General features: G+C 49.4%; 10 protein-coding genes. 1 reads left to right on the forward strand and 9 read right to left on the reverse strand.

Annotated elements, in window-relative coordinates:
* Nucleotides 1-3: 3 nt before the first annotated feature.
* The 8 genes from M0L20_RS04460 to M0L20_RS04495 all read right to left on the reverse strand — a co-directional run bounded on the left by M0L20_RS04460 (nt 4) and on the right by M0L20_RS04495 (nt 15,742).
* The gene (locus tag M0L20_RS04460; protein WP_248475891.1) at nt 4-2,040 is read right to left on the reverse strand and encodes a PAS domain-containing sensor histidine kinase; all 2,037 of its coding nucleotides are present in this window, start codon (nt 2,038-2,040) and stop codon (nt 4-6) included.
* A gap of 185 nt (nt 2,041-2,225) precedes the next feature.
* On the reverse strand, nt 2,226-4,598 hold the full coding sequence (locus M0L20_RS04465) for a M43 family zinc metalloprotease (protein ID WP_248475892.1): 2,373 nt from the start codon (nt 4,596-4,598) through the stop codon (nt 2,226-2,228).
* 4 nt (nt 4,599-4,602) lie between these two features.
* Nucleotides 4,603-5,094 (reverse strand): hypothetical protein, encoded by a 492-nt coding sequence (locus tag M0L20_RS04470; protein WP_232559659.1) that lies wholly within the window; start codon nt 5,092-5,094, stop codon nt 4,603-4,605.
* A gap of 20 nt (nt 5,095-5,114) precedes the next feature.
* Nucleotides 5,115-5,993 (reverse strand): hypothetical protein, encoded by an 879-nt coding sequence (locus tag M0L20_RS04475; protein ID WP_248475893.1) that lies wholly within the window; start codon nt 5,991-5,993, stop codon nt 5,115-5,117.
* Nucleotides 5,994-6,013: 20 nt separating this feature from the next.
* A complete protein-coding gene (locus M0L20_RS04480) occupies nt 6,014-7,360 on the reverse strand; it encodes a RagB/SusD family nutrient uptake outer membrane protein (protein WP_248475894.1) in 1,347 nt (448 codons plus the stop codon).
* Nucleotides 7,361-7,397: 37 nt separating this feature from the next.
* The gene (locus M0L20_RS04485; protein ID WP_248475895.1) at nt 7,398-10,439 is read right to left on the reverse strand and encodes a SusC/RagA family TonB-linked outer membrane protein; all 3,042 of its coding nucleotides are present in this window, start codon (nt 10,437-10,439) and stop codon (nt 7,398-7,400) included.
* Nucleotides 10,440-10,755: 316 nt separating this feature from the next.
* The gene (locus M0L20_RS04490) at nt 10,756-12,459 is read right to left on the reverse strand and encodes a RagB/SusD family nutrient uptake outer membrane protein (protein ID WP_248475896.1); all 1,704 of its coding nucleotides are present in this window, start codon (nt 12,457-12,459) and stop codon (nt 10,756-10,758) included.
* A gap of 19 nt (nt 12,460-12,478) precedes the next feature.
* Entirely contained in the window at nt 12,479-15,742 is a 3,264-nt protein-coding gene (locus M0L20_RS04495; RefSeq protein WP_232559664.1) for a SusC/RagA family TonB-linked outer membrane protein, read from the reverse strand.
* Between the two features lie 406 nt (nt 15,743-16,148).
* Between M0L20_RS04495 and M0L20_RS04500 the strand changes: the two genes are divergently transcribed.
* Complete coding sequence (locus M0L20_RS04500; RefSeq protein WP_248475897.1) at nt 16,149-16,718, forward strand: redoxin domain-containing protein; 570 nt, start codon at nt 16,149-16,151, stop codon at nt 16,716-16,718.
* A 71-nt stretch (nt 16,719-16,789) separates the two neighbouring features.
* On the opposite strand, the gene M0L20_RS04505 is transcribed toward M0L20_RS04500, so the two are convergent.
* Entirely contained in the window at nt 16,790-17,569 is a 780-nt protein-coding gene (locus tag M0L20_RS04505; protein WP_232559666.1) for a patatin-like phospholipase family protein, read from the reverse strand.
* Nucleotides 17,570-17,594 lie beyond the last annotated feature (25 nt).

The following is a 17,594-nucleotide window of genomic DNA, read 5'->3' on the forward strand; positions in this document are numbered from 1 at the left end:
TGACTAGGCTAGTTCCCCATAAACCGGTAAGAACACGTTGAACGTTGCCCCCTTTCCAGGTTGGCTAATGGCATCGATAGCCCCACCGTGACTCTCGACTACGCGCTGGCAAATTGCCAGTCCGATGCCCGTACCTGAAAACGTGGTTTGGTCGTGCAACCGTTGAAAGGGAGTGAATATGCGGTCTTTATATTTTTCTTCGAAGCCAATCCCGTTGTCAGCGACCGAAATCAGCCAGAAAGGTAGCTGCCGCTGATCATGCAACAAAGCGGGTAGTTCGTCGGCCATCGCTAATCGGAAGCGTATGGTCAATACAGGCAATTGTCCGGTCTGCGTAAATTTAAGCGCGTTGGCAATCAGGTTCTGGAAAAGCTGTCGTAATCGCGGTGGAGCGCCCAGAACGGTTGGCAACGGTACCGCATTGATAGTCGCCTTCTTTTCCGCTACCGTCATCTCCAGGTCACTTAGCACATCAGTTAGCACGTCGGTTAGCGATACGGGTGCAAAGGGTTCGCGCTGGGTCGTCAGTTGCGAGTACATCAACAAATCCTTGATCAGCATCTGCATGCGACGGGCGGATTTCTGTATTCGACGAATCAGATCGGTTTCACCCTCAGACAAGCTATCGGCAAACTGACTTTGCAGCATATCACTGAACGCCTGAATACGCCGGAGCGGTTCCTGCAAATCGTGCGAAGCAATCTGGGCAAACTGCTGCAAATTTTCGTTGGAGCGTTTAAGTTCAGCGTTTGCTTCTTTCAATTCGGCTGCGTGTTGCTGGGCCGCCATCTCGACTTTTTTACGATCGGTGATGTTGTTGTAGGTAACGATTACACTGTCTTCACCCTGCTTTACAGCCGAAACCTCAAACCACCCTTCCAGACCAAATTCGTCGCGGTAATACTGAACGCTTTCTTCGGGCCGTCCGGTTTGGACAACGCGCACGTATAAATCAAAGAAGCCGTTGTCCTTATTGCCGGGAAACACGGTCAGCAGCGTTCGGCCAACGATCTGATCGGGTGTCATGAAGTTGCTTTTAATAACAGCCTCATTTGCCGTATCCATTACAAAATCCACGATGGTTTCGGTTTCGTCCCGAATCGCCGTCATGGCAATAATGCTATTCAGCGAAGCGTCCAGAATGGTTCGTAGCTGATGCGTTTGCCGTTCCAGATCCTGCGTTTGTTCGGCAACACGTCGTTGCAGTATTTCTTCGGTACGCTTACTGGATGTTATATCGATCACGGTGCCGATAAATCGGATAGCACTTCCCTGCGCGTCGAAAACGGTCTGTCCGTTCGCCCGAATCCAGCGTAGTTTTCCGTCTTCAAGGCCTATCGTACGGTATTCAATATCATAGCGTCCACTACTACCTGGTTCAAAACACTCCTGAACAGTCTGGTCCGTTCGGTCCCGATCCTCAGGGTGAATCCCGGCTAAAAAAACGGCGTAATCAACGTCTGCCGTTGGCGGCAAACCAAACAGGCGCTTTGTTCGATCCGACCAGATCAGTTTACCTGTCAATAGATTGAGATCCCAGGTTCCCAGTTTGGCGGATTCGATGGCCAACCGTAGTCGTTCTTCAACCTCCTGAGAATGGATTTCGGCGTTTTTTCGATCCGTGACGTCCACCAGCACACCCGAGAATGAGCGAGGCTGATCATCGGCATTATACGTTAACCGTCCACGGGCAAGAACCCATTTTATGGTCTGATCGTCAACAAGGATGCGGTATTCGGCTTCGTAACCATGATGATTGCGCATGGCCTCTTCGATCAGGTGACTTACCCGAGCCCGGTCATCGTCGTGAATGTTATTGGTGAATACCTTTAGCGGTAGCCCTTTATCTCCGGGGTTCTCAGGTACCCCAAACAGATGAAACAAATTTGCATCGCCGTAAACCTTATCAGTGTTGATATCCCAGAACCAAGTGGCAATCAACCCAATACTAAGTGCCGTTTGTAGCTGATCGTAGGAGCGAAGTAGAAGATCTTCTTCAGGTGGGTATGTGTTAGGCTGATCAGCAACGGAATTGTCCATGTTTAGAAGGTTACGGGTATTATTAAGTTAAACCGCAAATTAACAGGATAAGTTATTAATTTCCGGTTCTGTGTATAACAGGTCCGGTTTCGATCAAAATAGCGCAGACTGCTTTGTTTTGATCGAAACCGGACTAGCACTAAAAAGGCTCAGACTTAAATCTGAGCCTTTGGTTAGTAACAAAGTTAATTCTTCACCACCCTTTTTCGGAAAACCTGCTCGCCGATTCGTATCTCGACAAAATAAATGCCGCCAGCTGCCGAATGCAGGTTGAGTTGCTGCTCGAACGTATCACCCGTTTTCTGGTAGGACTGCCTGACGACTTCAACACCGTTGACGTTTCGGACAGCGAGCGTTAACGCGCCTTTTAACGGGCTACTGAACGATACCACCATCTGCCCTTCACTGGGGTTAGGCGTTACGGTGAGTGCCGGTTCAACCTGCGGATTATTGGCTGTGACCGTACCCGATCGCACATAGACCTGAATGGTGGCCTGCGCCGTACACAAATCCACTCCCGAACCTGACACGGTATACGATGTTGTTCGGGTCGGCTGCGCAATTACCTGCGCACCCAGTGCCGAGCTAAGTCCTGTACCCGACCAGCTAAAGATACTCGCTCCGCTGGCGTTGAGCGTAACGACTTCGCCCGGATTGATAAACAGCGAAGACGCAGCCACCTGTACGGACGGTTTCATACCAATGCGCCCTGCTACATCATGGGCAACGTTTATGCCCAGGCTATCGGCATAGCGGAGCCAGTCACCTCGTTGGTTTTGTCGCCAGGCCGTGGCAAACAGCGATTCGCCATTTTTAGACGTAACCAGCGCAACCGTGTCGCCAGCCGCGTAGGGCAAGGTGACGCCGATGTGATACGGCAAGCCAAAGAGCGGTACGTTCCGGTCGAAGGTTACCGTCGTTGGCCGGTTGTTCGTCACATCGTCCAGGATGACCCGCAGTGGCACGTCTTTCTGACCAAGGATAGCGCCCGGCCCGCCCTGGAAGCCCCGTCCGTTCCAGACCGTTACGGTCACGACCGATTCGGTAGCCGCTCCCTGAGCCGCTTTTGCTACGCCAAACCGCAAACTGGCGCCTGACAGATTGCTGTAACTGAGTGAGTTGTCAAAATATTCAGAAACGGCTTGCGTTCGCTTGCTGTTCTGCCCCGCCAGATAGCCTCTGCCGCCCGGCTCCGGTATGACCGTACGCGTTCCGCTGAAGTTGGTAACGTCGGCACAAAGACCCTGATTCAGCACTTCAATATACTGGGTACGGACCAATGGGTCCGACTGGCCAAGCGCGTTCGATGTAACCAGTGTTACGGTGAATTTACCCGGCTGATTGTAGGTCACCACGGGATTCTGTTCCGTCGAGGTAGACGGTGTGCCGCCTTCAAACGTCCATTCCCACTTAGTTGGAAATCCGCTTGAGATATCCGTGAAGCGCACTTGTCCACCCAGCAATACGCGTCGGGTATTAGCCTGAAAATTCGATACCGGTCGGGAGGCCACCAGCGTACCACAAACGTTGGAACTTAATAGTGTATTCCGGCGTGGACTGATCTCCATAACGGCCCGAATCCGGGCTTTTTGGTTCTGCGTAAAGATGTTGGTACAGGCGTCATTGGAATAGTCCATGTAATTTTGCACCATATTCGTCGATCCACAACTGATCCGACCTACGGGACAGCCGCTACTGGCCGATGCTTGTGGGGGCGTATCCGCACAAAAGTCATCACCACAGTTTGCATCCCCCCAAATGTGCCGCAGACCGAGCCAGTGCCCCGTTTCGTGCGTCAGCGTCCGTCCCAGATTGTAAGGGGCCTGAAGCACCGGGAATGTGCCTTTCTCCGCATTTCCGAAAGCGCGGTAATAGATCGCTACTCCGTCGGTACTGGCCGGACCGTTGGCTGGAATCCCCGGCAAGTTGGATTGACTCGGAAACTGGGCGTAGCCCAACAATTGCCCGTTTACGGTTGGGTCATTAATGTCAACAACCCAAACGTTGTAGTATTTGTCCGGGTCCCAATAGGTACTTGGTTTTAAAACCCCATCAATGTCGTTGATTGTCCAGTTGGCCCGGTTTCCATTGTAGCGGTCGATACCCGGCTCGGCCATCGTATTTCCTTGCCGGTCAATCGTAGCGAGACAGAATTCGATTTCGATGTCCGCCCCAACCGGATTTTCGTTGAACCCACGGGTGCCGGGTTTACGGCGGTAATCTTCGTTGAGGGTTATCAGTTGCGATTGTACCTGAGCCGCACTGATATTCCGACCAACGCCAACCGCTTCGCCATTGTGGACCACGTGAACAATAATCGGAATAGTAATCACCGTTGTCGTTTGCCGACTGGATGCCATCCGCTTTTTGATGTCAATCATTTTGAGCTGTAGCTGTCGTTCAAAATCGTTCAGCGTACCCAGTTGCGGATACTTAGCCCGTAAGCTACTGTCCATGAACATCGTCGCGCACTTTTCGGGCGGGCTAAGCGGAGCCTGCGCCTGGATGGCCTGACTAAAACCAGCTGCAATTAATAGACAAAGTAAAAATCGGAACATACGTCTATTGAGTAGTAACAGGATTAAACGTGAACCGGTAGCTGGCATCAATGTCGCCGAAATAGTATTCTACCGTGAGCACCCTATCGGTCAACGTTTTGATTGTCCAGGGATAAACACCATTCAGGACAGGTATATAAAACTCTAACGTGGCATTCGCATTGACCAGTGACCAAGTGTCCGTCACATAAATATCTGGTTCGCTCGGATAGCAAATATTTGCTCCCTGACTAGCCTCCAGCTTACGCTCCGCATCAGCGTAGAAAGTCAATACGTCGTCAGCTACACAGGGATCAACAGCATTTTGAACGGGTATCACTCCTGACCCTTTCCCTTCATCAAAAATTTGTACGGATACCATTCGCCAGCTTTTTTTCTGGGTACCGGTCAATAGCTGACTATAGGTAGTCGGTTTTGGCTCAATTTTTTCGGAGCATCCGCCCAGCAGCCATCCAACGACGCCAGGAATCAGCAATAAACGGATAAGTTGTCGCATACTAGTAGCAGCTTGTTAGGTTACTGGGGTGTGTATGTCTGCGTAAAACGCAAGGTTGTGTCCCGGTATGTTGTTGTTGTGTCACGAATCATGGCAATCTGAACTTTAGCCTGAAGATTCAGTGTGATTTGACGGTTACGCGGGTTCCAGGCCCCGGTTCCGCTGAGTGACCCGTTCGTACCAAGCGAACCGTTCGTTTGCGCTGGTACCGTCAACGAGTTATCGCCGTTGTCGGTAAAGACCAGCGTCGGCTTCTCCGCATTGAATCCGAACAGGGTGCTGTTGCCAATAACCACGAATTGGGTCAGGCCAATGTTCCAGTTGCTCAATGTGTACTGTTTGCAGTCAGCACTGGTTATGCTTATGTTGGGTACAGACACGGTTCTGCCACTGACCACGCCACTTCCGGTGTATGTTCCGCCGAAGAGACAGTCGTCCTGAATCGTGAGCGACAACGTTTTACCTAACGCACCGGTGGGTCCAAACCCAACTTTCAGCGAACTCGGTTCAACGCTCGTCAGCGTAAACGTCAGCGACTGCGATTCCAGAATATTATTGGCGTTGTTGATCAGTTGTAACGAGATTTCGCCAAAGCTTTTGTTTGCCGGAATAACGACTTTCCCTTTTGTACCGACAATGCTGTAGTCTTTTCCTTCGCGGGCGGTTCCACTAACGGCATAGTTGATGGTAATGGGTTGATTCGATACCGGCCCTACGTTGTGCACGCGAATCGGGATTGGCTGGCTGTAGCTTTCTTTGTAGGTCAGCGTTGAATCCGTAAAGCGGACAAAATACGGCCCTTCGAAGGTCCGGTCAACATCCGTGGTTTCGCAGGCAAACACGCCTATGATAAAAAGCAACCCTACACTTAGTAAAACACGTAACGTATTTGTTCTCATAGTTCTGACTCGCGCCTTAATTAATAGCCAGGATTTTGGGCACCCTGCAACCCTGGGTTACGTAAGATTTCTGACTGGGGAATCGGCCATAACTCGTAGCGGCTGTTCCAGTTGGGCGAAAAAGCAGCCATAACCGCCTGCGCCCGGCCCGTCCGAACCAGGTCATACCAGCGGTGCCCTTCAAATGCCAGCTCATACTGGCGTTCCCGTTCAATGGCGAGCAGAACATCGGCCTGGTTTGTAACGGTAATGGCACTTGCTTTAGCCCGATTACGGAGTATTGTCAAGTCAGCAACAGCCCCGTTAGCCCCTATCTGGTTGCCTTGTTGAGCACGCGCTTCGGCCCGGATCAGGTACATCTCAGCCAGCCGAAAGACAACGATATTAGCATTGTTTTCAATCGCTATTCCATATTTCCGAACGGTCCAGCCATTGTCATTCCCCTGCTGTTGTTGGACATTAAAAGTAATCGTGGCTACCCGCGCTCCCGACTCCGCCGAGTTTAAAACCGCCACCAGCTGATCGGACGGGATCACCTCCCGACGACTGACAAATAAGGTATTTAATGTAGCCGGATCATCATTCTGCGTATAACCCACTTCGAAAATGGACTCGCTCGTGAAGTTTTGGATAACGACCGTGTTATAATCGGGTACTAACGAAAACTTACCGGAGTTGATAACCAGCGTAGCATACCGTTCCGCTTCGGCCCAATTCTTCTGGTACAAATAAAAACGCGCCAGAGCTGCCTGAACGACTCGTTTCGACAAATAGGCCGCTCCCGTTGAGGAATCATCCGGCAGGTCCGCCAGCGCAGCCTGGTAATCAGCCAGCACCGACGCCAGAACAGTAGCTCTCGCCGTTCGGCCAATGTTCCGGTTTGTACTTTGGTCGGTAGTCGTAGGCAGTGGAATATCGCCGTAGGTGTAGGTACCCATAAAATTGGCGAAGCCGCGCAGAAAGCGAGCTTCCGCCGTTAGCTGCTTGCGGTTGGCTTCCGTTACACCGGTTACGGCAGGCAGCCGTTCCAGGATAAAGTTAGCGACGTAAACGGTGCGGTAAATTCGTCCCCAATAGTCGGACACATCGGTGTTGGTCGAGGTAATCTGTTTCGTACCAAACTCCTGATAGGATGCAAATGTACCGTTGTGTTTGATGTTGTCGGCGGTAAAATCACCCGCGATCACTATTGACGACGTCATGGACCGAAAGGCGCTGTACAAGCCAATCCGAACCAAAGGCACATCGGCAGCACGCGTCAAGGCCAGATCATCGATCCGGATATCGTAGGGTGTCGGCTCTAACACTTCTTTGCAGGAAGTAAGCAGCAATAATGACAGTATTAATAACGTGCAGTAAGACTTCATTGTGGCTAAAATAGTCTCCTTTTATAGGACAGGATAATTAGAACGTTACAGACAACCCAGCCGCAATATTTTTCACTTGTGGTAAGGTATTGAAATCAATGCCCTGCGCCGTCGTTGATCCATCTAGTGTGCTCACTTCAGGATCTGGACCCGAGTAATTTGTCAACGTACACAGGTTTGTCGCTGAAGCGTACACCCGCACGTTGGCTACTTTAATTCGATTAACCAACGTCTTAGGTAAGTTATAACCTAGTGTTATATTTTTCAGGCGCAGGTAAGAACCGTCTTCAATAAATCGGCTGCTCAGGTAGTTGTTGTACGTGTTTTCATACACATAGCGCGGCACGCTGGTTATATCTCCTTCTTTCTGCCATCGTTTCAGTGCATCTACGCTTTGGTTAAACCCAAGTGACGATCCTGAATTGACCGTCGTTTGCTTCGTTAAATTCAAAATACGATTACCGAACGAGCCCTGGAAGAAAACGTTTAATTCAAAGCCTTTGTACGAAAGCCGGTTTGTCAAGCCGCCAAATAATTTAGCCTGTGCATTACCAATCACCTGACCATCATCCGGGGTGATACGTCCATCACCATTTTTGTCGTCATAAATAGCATTGCCCGTAGCAGGATCGACACCCAAAAATTTCAGTCCCCAGAATGTTCCCAGCGGTTGACCGGGCAACACCGCGTTTGTACCTGTAACGCCACTCGCTTGGTAACCGGCGTAAATAGGCTCGTCAGTAGCTAGCTCGACCACCTTATTGCGGTTGAGCGACAGGTTAACGTCCGTACTCCAACGAAGGCCCTGCTTATCGATATTAACTGTACTAATCGTTAATTCCATACCTCGGTTATTGATCTTACCGATGTTGCCTTGCACTACTCCGAAACCCGACGTTAATGGAATTGGCTGACGGAACAGAAGTTTATCCGTTATGTTGTTGTAAGCGTCAAATGTCACGCTTAAACGTCCATTAAAGAAAGACGCATCCAGGCCAATATTTGCTTCGCGTGTGCGCTCCCATTGTAAGTTGGGGTTTGGTAACCGCGCAGGTCCCAACCCCGACGATCCGCTATAGGTGGCAACATCCCAAGTCCCTAAAAACAGAAAGTCACCGATCTGTTCGTTTCCGGTAAGTCCGTAACTAGCGCGTATTTTTAAATCGCTGAGGAAGTCAAACTTTGACATAAAATCTTCCTCAGACAATCGCCAGGCAACGGAACCTGACGGAAACAAACCGAACTGACGATTTGGGCCGAATCGCGATGAACCATCGTAACGCCCTGTTGCTTGCAGAAGATACTTCTCTTTATAGTCGTATCTCACTTCGGCAAATCCAGAAAACAATCCATTGTACACTAACGATGAGCTACCTCGATTAACTACTCCCGCTGACGTTATGTACGTAAAATCATTGCTTGGGAAGTACTGTCCCGTCACCTGCCCTGCCCGATTCGTGCGCTTGAGAATTTCCACACCAGCAAGCGCGTTTAAGCGGTGCTTGGCATTGATTATTGTATTGTAATTGAATGTGTTAGTACTTGTGAAGTTAGCGACTAAGTTTGTGTTGTACTCGCCGTAACCCTGCTGGCCCAGACTAGTCGTAAAACCACCGGTAGCTGTTGACGTAGGAAAATATATATCCTCGATAATGCTGTTGTAATCGATACTAGCTCTTGATTTAAAGCTTAGATTATCCAAGAATTTGTATTCGCCATAAACACCACCTAACATTTTTGTGGTCAGCACATTCTGGCGAGGCTGCAACGCTTCTGCAACCGGATTGAAGTTGGGAAAGCCAGGGTAGTCTGGATCGCCGGGAACAGTCAGTTGTCCTTGATCATTGTAAGGCGAATAATAAGGTAGGCTATGCAAAGCACCTGAATAAACGCCATCCAAAAAATTGTCGCCTGCCACACGTTTATTAAGCGCTCTTGATACGGTAATATTAGACCCAAACGAAAGTTTCGGCGTCGCGTTATGATCAACCGTCATGGTTCCGGAGAGTCGGTTGAATCGGTTGTTGATCAATACCCCTTCTTCGTCCCGGTAATTGCCACTTATATAAAAGCGGGTTCGCTCGTTACCACCCTGGGCTGATAGTTGGTACTGCTGATAAACGCCTTTTCGCAGGACCCTATCCAGCCAGTTTGTATTGATACCGTCCGTAACACCTTTGATCAAGCCCAGCTTGTCCGGGTCCTGACCAGCATTGACAACAGCCTCCCGCTGGAGATTCAATAATTGTGATGAGTTCAGCATCTGTGGCCGCTTAACGATGTCGGTTATGCCCCGCTGAACATCGGCAACAATCGTTGTTTTCTGATTGGCTTTACCACGTTTCGTTGTAATTAAAACAACTCCATTGGCAGCCCGTGAGCCATAAATAGCTTTCGCCGACGCATCTTTTAGCACCTGAATCGATTCAATGTCGTTGGGATTCAGTAAGGCTAACGCATTATCGCCCTGCCCGCCATAACCATCTGTTGATGTCAACGCGCCACTTTGAATCTGTATACCGTCAATGATGAATAGCGGACGGTTGGAAGCCGATATGGACGTATTACCACGTATACGCACGGTTAGCCCGCCACCCGGCGTACCCGACGATTGCGTAACCAATACGCCAGCGGCCTGCCCTTGAAGAGCCTGATCCAAACTGGCAACGGGAATGTCTTTGAATTTTTCGGATGAGATGGAAGCGATGGAACCGGTAATGTCTTTCCGCTGGGTGGTGTTATACCCCGTCACAACGACCTGCGCCAGTTCATTGAGTGCTTCCTGCATCTGCACGTTGATGACCGTGCGATTGCCGACTGTCACTTCCTGGGTTATCAAACCGATTGAGGTGAGTACCAGAACCGCATTTCCATTAGGAACCGCAATGCTGTAGCTTCCGTTGGCGTCGGTACTGGCACCGGTAGTAGTACCCTTAACCTGAATATTAACGCCCGGTAGTTGCTGGCCATCCTGCGCCGATGTCACTCTACCCGTTATACGCTGGCCCTGCGCCCATAGCCGCACTGGCAGCATAGCCACCAAGACTCCGCAAAAAATAATACCGTAATAGTTCCTCATGTATAGATTATAATCCAAGCAAAATCTTTTAGGTTGTAGCTTTCCCGACCGCAAAACAATGTACTGAAAATACCAAAGGACGCTACCGGATTAAACGAAAAAAAACATTACGTCGTATAAAAATACAGGTAAACTAGGTGTTTACTTCCATTAAAGCTGTCAGCACAAATGAATAACACTTATTTGATAGCATCATCTGGTCCTACTTTGTTACGAATCAGCTAATCGACACACTTTTTTAACGCAAAGCGGCTTTTCCATTAGGAAAAGCCGCTCTATCAAATTCACTTATTGATTACCGTGGCCTAGAACCGTTCTAGTAATTGGGGTTCTGCGTAGCTACGCCGGATGTCGATGGATTCAGCACCGCTTCGTCAGCAGGCACATCCCAATAGTCCATGAAATTGTAATTAATGGTAACGTTTTTGTTGACAGTACCCGCCGTCGTAACAACGGTGTTACCATAGCTTCCACCTCCAGTGCTGATGTCATACGTCCATCCCCACCGTCTGCTGTCGTAGTACGATAACCCTCTGCTAAACAAGGCTACTCGTCTTTCCTTCGTCAGTTCGGTAAGCGCTTTTGCCTGCGTAAGTCCCGTTCCGGCAACGGCCGCAACGCCCGCACCCTGGTAGGTTCTTTCGGCATCCACAAACGCTAACCCTGCTTCCACATTACCAAGTCGGATATTAGCTTCAGCCAGCATCAACGCATTTTCTTCATAGCTACCCGCAATCACCAGTTCAGAAACGCCAGCGCTCCGGCTTCCGTATCCATACACACCAGCGGGTACTGTACTCGCATCAAGCAGGCTATAGCGCGTGGTGTAGATGTAGTTATTTTTGTACGTAGTGGCCATGCTGAAATTGCTGCTGAGCCGCTTGTCACCTGCGTTGAAATTCTGGATAAATCGTTCACTGATGCGGAACGTAGTGCTCGTATTTGTTCCAACAGCCAGCGACGAGACAGTTCCTCCGCCTGGCGAAATAAAGGAATTGTTTGCGGCACTGCGACCCGTAAAAATCAAATCCGACTGCTGAATGCCGTTTGTAACTAACGTCAGCACACTATTCCAGTCGGCAGTTGTCATCGCCGTTGTCGACGACTTGCTGATGGTAGCATTGGGATTGCCATTCACGAAAGGAGCCAGTTTGTTAACCAGAATGTTACGAGCCAGCATGGTATTGATGTTGCGTTTCCACATATCAACGGTAAGTACGCCCCCGCGCCCTACCTGACTTGTCGACGGAATCAATGCGCCCAGAACGGCCTGATAATCCGTCGTACTCGTAATGGCGCTCAGCGTGGTAGCGGCCAGGTTAAAGTTTGTGTTTGACTGGTTGATAATGGCATCGTGGAGTACGTAGCTTCCGTTGGTCGTAGCGGCATTATCGTTGATCAATCCGGAGTAGTACATCGACCCGATGGAGGCATAAGCGTACCCTTTCCACCAGTAACACCAGGCTTTGATGGTATTGGCCCGTGAAGCAGCATCACCCGAAAATTTGATGCCGTCAATCAGCTTCAAAACCTGATTACAGCCGTTATTGAGCGAATACATATTAGTCCACTGGTAGTAAAGTGGGTTGTTACCGGCTCCGGTGGCTGCCCGGCTGTTGTACGACCGGATAATACCGACTTGCGGGGCAGGATTCGTTACTTTCGTTCCGTCGTCAAGAATGATGTAATCCGGCTGCCCGATGGTTGTGACCTGGTTATTCGACGCGTCCGCGCCTACCATGTCAGCCATCAGCGCACTATAGCCCCAAGGCAGAGAAAAATAGCTATCACCCAACCAGGCGTCAACCGTAGAGCCCGAGCTTGTAATGGCATTACCAAATCCATTGATATAGACAGCACCTTGGGCAAGATTGATCAGGCCCGTTTCGGTATTGACGTTAGCGTCGTACGTTGGCGCGTTCGGGTTGCCAACATCCAGTTGTTCTTTGCAGGAAACAGCGCCCAACAAAAGTGCCGTTAAACAAGCGGTATAAAGAAATTTATAGGAATTAAGCTTCATTGTCAATGGTGATTAATGATTAGAACCCAAGATTCAAACCAATCTGATAGGACTTCGTATTAGGCAGGGTACTGTGGTCCACTCCCCGGTCGAACGACGAGTTCGAAGCACCTGAACTGATTTCAGGATCATACCCGGTGTACTTCGTGAGGGTGTAGAGGTTCCGTCCGGTAAATACCAGTTGGGCTCTGTTGATGTACGGAAGTTTCACCACTTTGGCCAGATCGAAAGCCAGCGAGACGTTTCTTAACCGGGCGAAGGAAGCATCTTCGTAGAAGAAATCCTTCGTCGCATTGTTACCAGCCCCGCGTGTGCTGCCCCATAGCGCATAATACGCACTGGACCAATACGCCGAAAAAGCGCCCGTTTTGCCGTCAATGGTTACTGGCTTCGCAAAATCGCCGTGAATACCGTCGCGGTACATCCATTCTTTGGTCTGGTTGTACAGGTGGGCACCATATACCCAGTCAACCTGGAAGTTGAACGTCAGGAAGTTTTTAAACGTAAATCCGTTGATAAACGAAGCATTGAACTTCGGGTTCGGGTTACCCAGAGCGTAGGTCTGGTTCGTGAACATGATCTGGTAATCCGATTTCCGCACAACGCGACCGTCAACCATCGTGTAGTTTCCTTCGTTGGCAGCAGGAATGTACCGGACACCTTCCTGATTGACGTAGTCCATACTGGTCAGGGCCTTGTAGCCATAGATCTGTCCAATGGGTTGACCGGGCGTCAAAACCAGCGCGGTACTACCAGCAGCCGTTGACAGAATAATGTCGGCTCCACCGGCAATAGCATCAATTTTAGAAAGCTGATGGCCGAAATTGGTCGTGAAGTCCCACTTCAGATTTTGGGAACTGTAAACGGGCAGCGACAACTGAAACTGAACCCCATTCGAGGACATGCCGATAGCATTGGTCAGCTGTCCCGTTGCACCGGTCGATGGTGGTACGCTAACCGTGTAAATCACGTTTTCGCTTTTGCGCTTCCAGTACGTAAACGATCCCGAAAGAGAACTGAGCCAGGTACGTCCTGAATGGCTGCTAACGGTAAAGTCTGTACCAACTTCAAGTTCTTTCGATACCTCAACCTGTAAGTTTGGGTTGTTGCTGGTGGTTTGAATCGAATAAACGAGACCGGAACCCAAGTTCTGCTGATCGAGCACTGGGTAGCGGTCAAAAGCGCCCGGCTGGATACCGGCCTCTCCGTAAGCAGCCCGCAGTTTGAAGTACGATAGGGTGTTCGCCAAACGGCTATTTTTAAAGAAAGATAAGGGCGCAATATGTCCGTCAAAATGCGGAAAAGTAAACGGTGTCGATCCGCCACCAAACGTTGACGACCAGTCGCTCCGGAAACCAGCCGTAACGCCACCGTAATCGCCGAAATCAACTTTCTGGTTGACCAGATAACCGTAGGTGACAAACGGTTTTACATAATCGAATGATACCGCCTGTTTTGATGTAGACGAGATGTTGTAAGGTGGTGCCAGACCTAAACCCAACCCGTACGTATCGTATTCGGTGTACCGATTTTTGCGGTAATCGAAAGACACTTGCGTGCTGGTTTCGATGGGTACATTGATGTGAAAGTCATCCTGGAAATTCGTCCGAATGAATGCTGTCCCCAGGAAGTTCTGGAACGTGGTGTTGTACTGCCAGTTCGCGATCTCGCCCTTGTTGTCTGATGCAAAGTTGGACGAATAACTATTGTAAAAATTGGAGTTTGCGTTTTGCGACTGGTTGTAGTACGTCCAACGGGCGTTCTCGTTACGGTAGTTAATGCCGTATTTGGCGTTAAGTTCAACGAACTTATTGATCTTGTAATTGGCGTCAAAGTTCTGAATAACATCTACTTTATTATCCAGACCATCTGTGTATTGCAGGTTGTAATACGGGTTGCTCGCGTTGACACTCAGATAGCTATCCCCCTGCTGGTGGCGTGGATACGAACCATCGGGCAGCTTGGCAGTCAGGTCAAAGAACGGCGACGTATTCAAAAATCCGTATACCGATCCAATGTTACCCAACGAATTTCCCTGACCATAGTATTTACCACCGGCAGCGCCTAGCCCTGGCTTCAGCGTGTTCTTCGTGTATACCAGTTGCGTGGTCGAACGGATCGTAAATCCTTTAAAGATCTCGGTACCGAAATTGGCCGATAAGTTGCTCCGGTCGATGTAGCCGTTTTTCAGGATAGGCGTAACGTTGTGATTGTTAGCCACGGCAATGTTGAAGTCGCTTTTCTCCGAGGCCCCCGAAATGTTGACGCTGTTATTGACCGTTGTTCCCGTTTGAAATACCTGCTTGAAGTGATCATAGTATTTCAAGTTCGCATCGTACGGCTTGTTGGCATTGTTCCGAATATCCTGAATAGCGTACCGCGTTGCTCCACCGTACTGGTACGATATTCCCATCAGTGAACCGACATCATTGATCGACAGTATTTTGCCCGAAGCATCAACAAGGTTATTATTTGCGTCGGTCAAGTAAGGGTGCATGTCGGCTTTGCGTACATTGCCGACGTTCAAAAATTCATTCGTAGCATAGCTGGTCGATACGTTAACCGCTATACGCCCTTTTTTTCCTTTCTTGGTAAACACCTGAATAACACCGTTTGCCCCCTGAGCACCGTAGATAGAGGCCGAAGCAGCACCCTGCGCAATCTCGATCCGCTCTACGTTACTCAAGTCCAGCGAGTTGATATCGGTAGCGGCTACCTGAACACCATCAACCATGATCAGCGGTTTGGTTCCGCCCTGAACGGAGTTGATGCCACGCAGTAAGATGTTCACCGGGTCGCCGGGGTTACCACTGACCGACGAAATCTGCGCGCCTGGAATTTTACCGATCAGCGCCTGGTCGATGGATGCGGTTGGTGTTTGCGGTAAATCTTTGCCCGAAACACTTTCGACGGCAATTCCCAATTTGGCCTTACTGGTAGCAACACCACTCCCTGTTACAACGACTTCGGTAAGTAACTTGGAGTCAGAAGCCAGGCTCACATCTAGCGTGGATTCGTTACCAAGTACGATTTCCTGATTAACGGTTCCGACAAAGCTAAATACCAGCGTAGTTCCTTTCTCGCTTGGTACAGAGAGGCTATAGATACCAGCGCCATCCGTTATAGTGCCTCTTTTTGATCCTTTGACAATTACTGAAACGCCCGGTAAGGGAGATCCTTCTTCCGCCGACGTAACCTTGCCCGTTACTCTTCGCTCTTGCGCCCAGGCAGTAGTCAAGAATGAGCATACCAGTAGCATACTCACCAATAGAAATTTACTCATATCTAATTAGTGTTAGGACAAGAAAAACCATTCCTTTACCCAAATCTAAATCACTAATTAAACAATACAAAACTATTACCCACTATCCATATACCTAATATTAATGTGGATTTAACGATCGTTTGTAAAATTTCCTTTGTTGGTGAATATTATACACTAATAATTACAATCACTTCTATATTTCGTAATACATTTACTATAAATACCTAAATTACTTAGTATAAATACTCAATATCTTTTTAGTTAATATACGGTTCTTCAAATTTAGGATACTAACAATTAAATTTTTTTAATCTGAAAATAGTACCATAGTTTACTAGTTGATTCTAATCAGACGTTGCCTGCTGGTCTTACTACAGGAGTTTATAGCAATAGACTATTTTTGATTGGTATTTTTGTAGTTATCATGCATAGCCTTACAGACATGGGTAAACGGACAAACCGGTTAACGGTGTTAATCAGCATTCACTACCGTCTCGTCATTGGCATTATACTCCTACTTGGTACGACAAGTTGGCAAAAAAGCACCTACCAGCGTCCGACAAATCTCACGGTATACGCTTTTTTAAACACCGAATGTCCCATTAGTCAGCAATACACACGCCGACTAGCGGAGCTGTACCAGACATTTAGTCCGGAAGGGGTGCGGTTTGTTGCTGTCTTTCCGCTTCGGACGGACACGCCGAAAGCGATTGAGCAGTTTCGAGTCGATTATAAGTTGCCTTTTGCCGGACAGCCAGACAAGGGGGCACGGCTGGCCCGGCAGTTTCGGGCGCACGTCACGCCCGAAGTGGTTGTCATGCAGTCGGATGGAAAAGTGCGGTACCAAGGGGCTATCGATGATTGGTACGTTGATCTGGGAAAGCGTCGCACCGAAGCCGTACATACCTATTTACGGGATGCCCTCAACGCGTTACTAACCAATCAGCCGGTTCCTGAAGCACGCACGGAGGCAGTCGGCTGTTTAATTGAGTAACCAGCGTTTGATTTACACCGGTTGTCTGCGTAGTAGGGTGAGCGCAGGCTCAAAAGCCTTCCGGGCGCTTATTAAACGATTTCAATCGGTGGCGTTTGGAGTCGTTTCTCGATATCAGCCGCGATCGACTTCGTATACTGATAACCAACCCGGAACAGATCCCGCGCTTTGCTGATGTCGGTCGTAGTGTATTGTGCCAACTGAGGGGGTTCGATCAGCACCGAACAGCGGGCAAACCGATCTTTTGTTTTACTCTGCACCGCCAGCACCAGGCTCCGTTCGATTACCCCGCGCATCGACGTAATGGGCTTGCGCGGTCCCAGCACGTTGCAGTGCGACCCAATTAGGCAATCTACTTTGTGCTCGATGACATCGACGGGTAAATTGTTCAGGACTCCCCCATCCACATACTGCCGCTTGTTGATCATAAACGGCTCGAAAATGCCCGGCAAACAACACGATGCCAGTACGGGCCGGACGAGTTCACCCTTTTCAAACACAACCTGTTCTCCGCTGTTGAGGTCAACCGCTACTACGTGCAACGGAATTTGCAGCCCTTCGAAGGAATCATGAGGAATATACTTTCGGTATAGATCAACGATAGGATCGAGCCGCAGCAGGCCCATCCGATTCCAGGTAGGTCGTAAATGCCGCACGAAAGACGACGATTCAATTAGTTTCAAGCTTTCGTCGGGGGAGTAACCCTGAGCAAGCAATGCGCCAACAATGGCTCCGGCACTGGTTCCGGCAATCTGATCGAACCCAATGCCCATTTCCTGTAAAGCTTTTATTACGCCCAAGTGAGCAACTCCGCGCGCTCCACCACCGGACAATACCAAACCAATTTTCATTGTTCATCAATTCGCTCCAATCAAA

Origin of the sequence: Spirosoma liriopis (assembly GCF_023196085.1) — a bacterium.
Taxonomy (GTDB): Bacteria; Bacteroidota; Bacteroidia; order Cytophagales; family Spirosomataceae; genus Spirosoma; species Spirosoma oryzicola.

Coding starts and splice junctions, on each gene's coding strand:
- M0L20_RS04460 (WP_248475891.1), bottom strand. CDS start 2,040: ATGGACAATTCCGTTGCTGATCAGCCTAACACATACCCACCTGAAGAA.
- M0L20_RS04465 (WP_248475892.1), bottom strand. CDS start 4,598: ATGTTCCGATTTTTACTTTGTCTATTAATTGCAGCTGGTTTTAGTCAG.
- M0L20_RS04470 (WP_232559659.1), bottom strand. CDS start 5,094: ATGCGACAACTTATCCGTTTATTGCTGATTCCTGGCGTCGTTGGATGG.
- M0L20_RS04475 (WP_248475893.1), bottom strand. CDS start 5,993: ATGAGAACAAATACGTTACGTGTTTTACTAAGTGTAGGGTTGCTTTTT.
- M0L20_RS04480 (WP_248475894.1), bottom strand. CDS start 7,360: ATGAAGTCTTACTGCACGTTATTAATACTGTCATTATTGCTGCTTACT.
- M0L20_RS04485 (WP_248475895.1), bottom strand. CDS start 10,439: ATGAGGAACTATTACGGTATTATTTTTTGCGGAGTCTTGGTGGCTATG.
- M0L20_RS04490 (WP_248475896.1), bottom strand. CDS start 12,459: ATGAAGCTTAATTCCTATAAATTTCTTTATACCGCTTGTTTAACGGCA.
- M0L20_RS04495 (WP_232559664.1), bottom strand. CDS start 15,742: ATGAGTAAATTTCTATTGGTGAGTATGCTACTGGTATGCTCATTCTTG.
- M0L20_RS04500 (WP_248475897.1), top strand. CDS start 16,149: ATGCATAGCCTTACAGACATGGGTAAACGGACAAACCGGTTAACGGTG.
- M0L20_RS04505 (WP_232559666.1), bottom strand. CDS start 17,569: ATGAAAATTGGTTTGGTATTGTCCGGTGGTGGAGCGCGCGGAGTTGCT.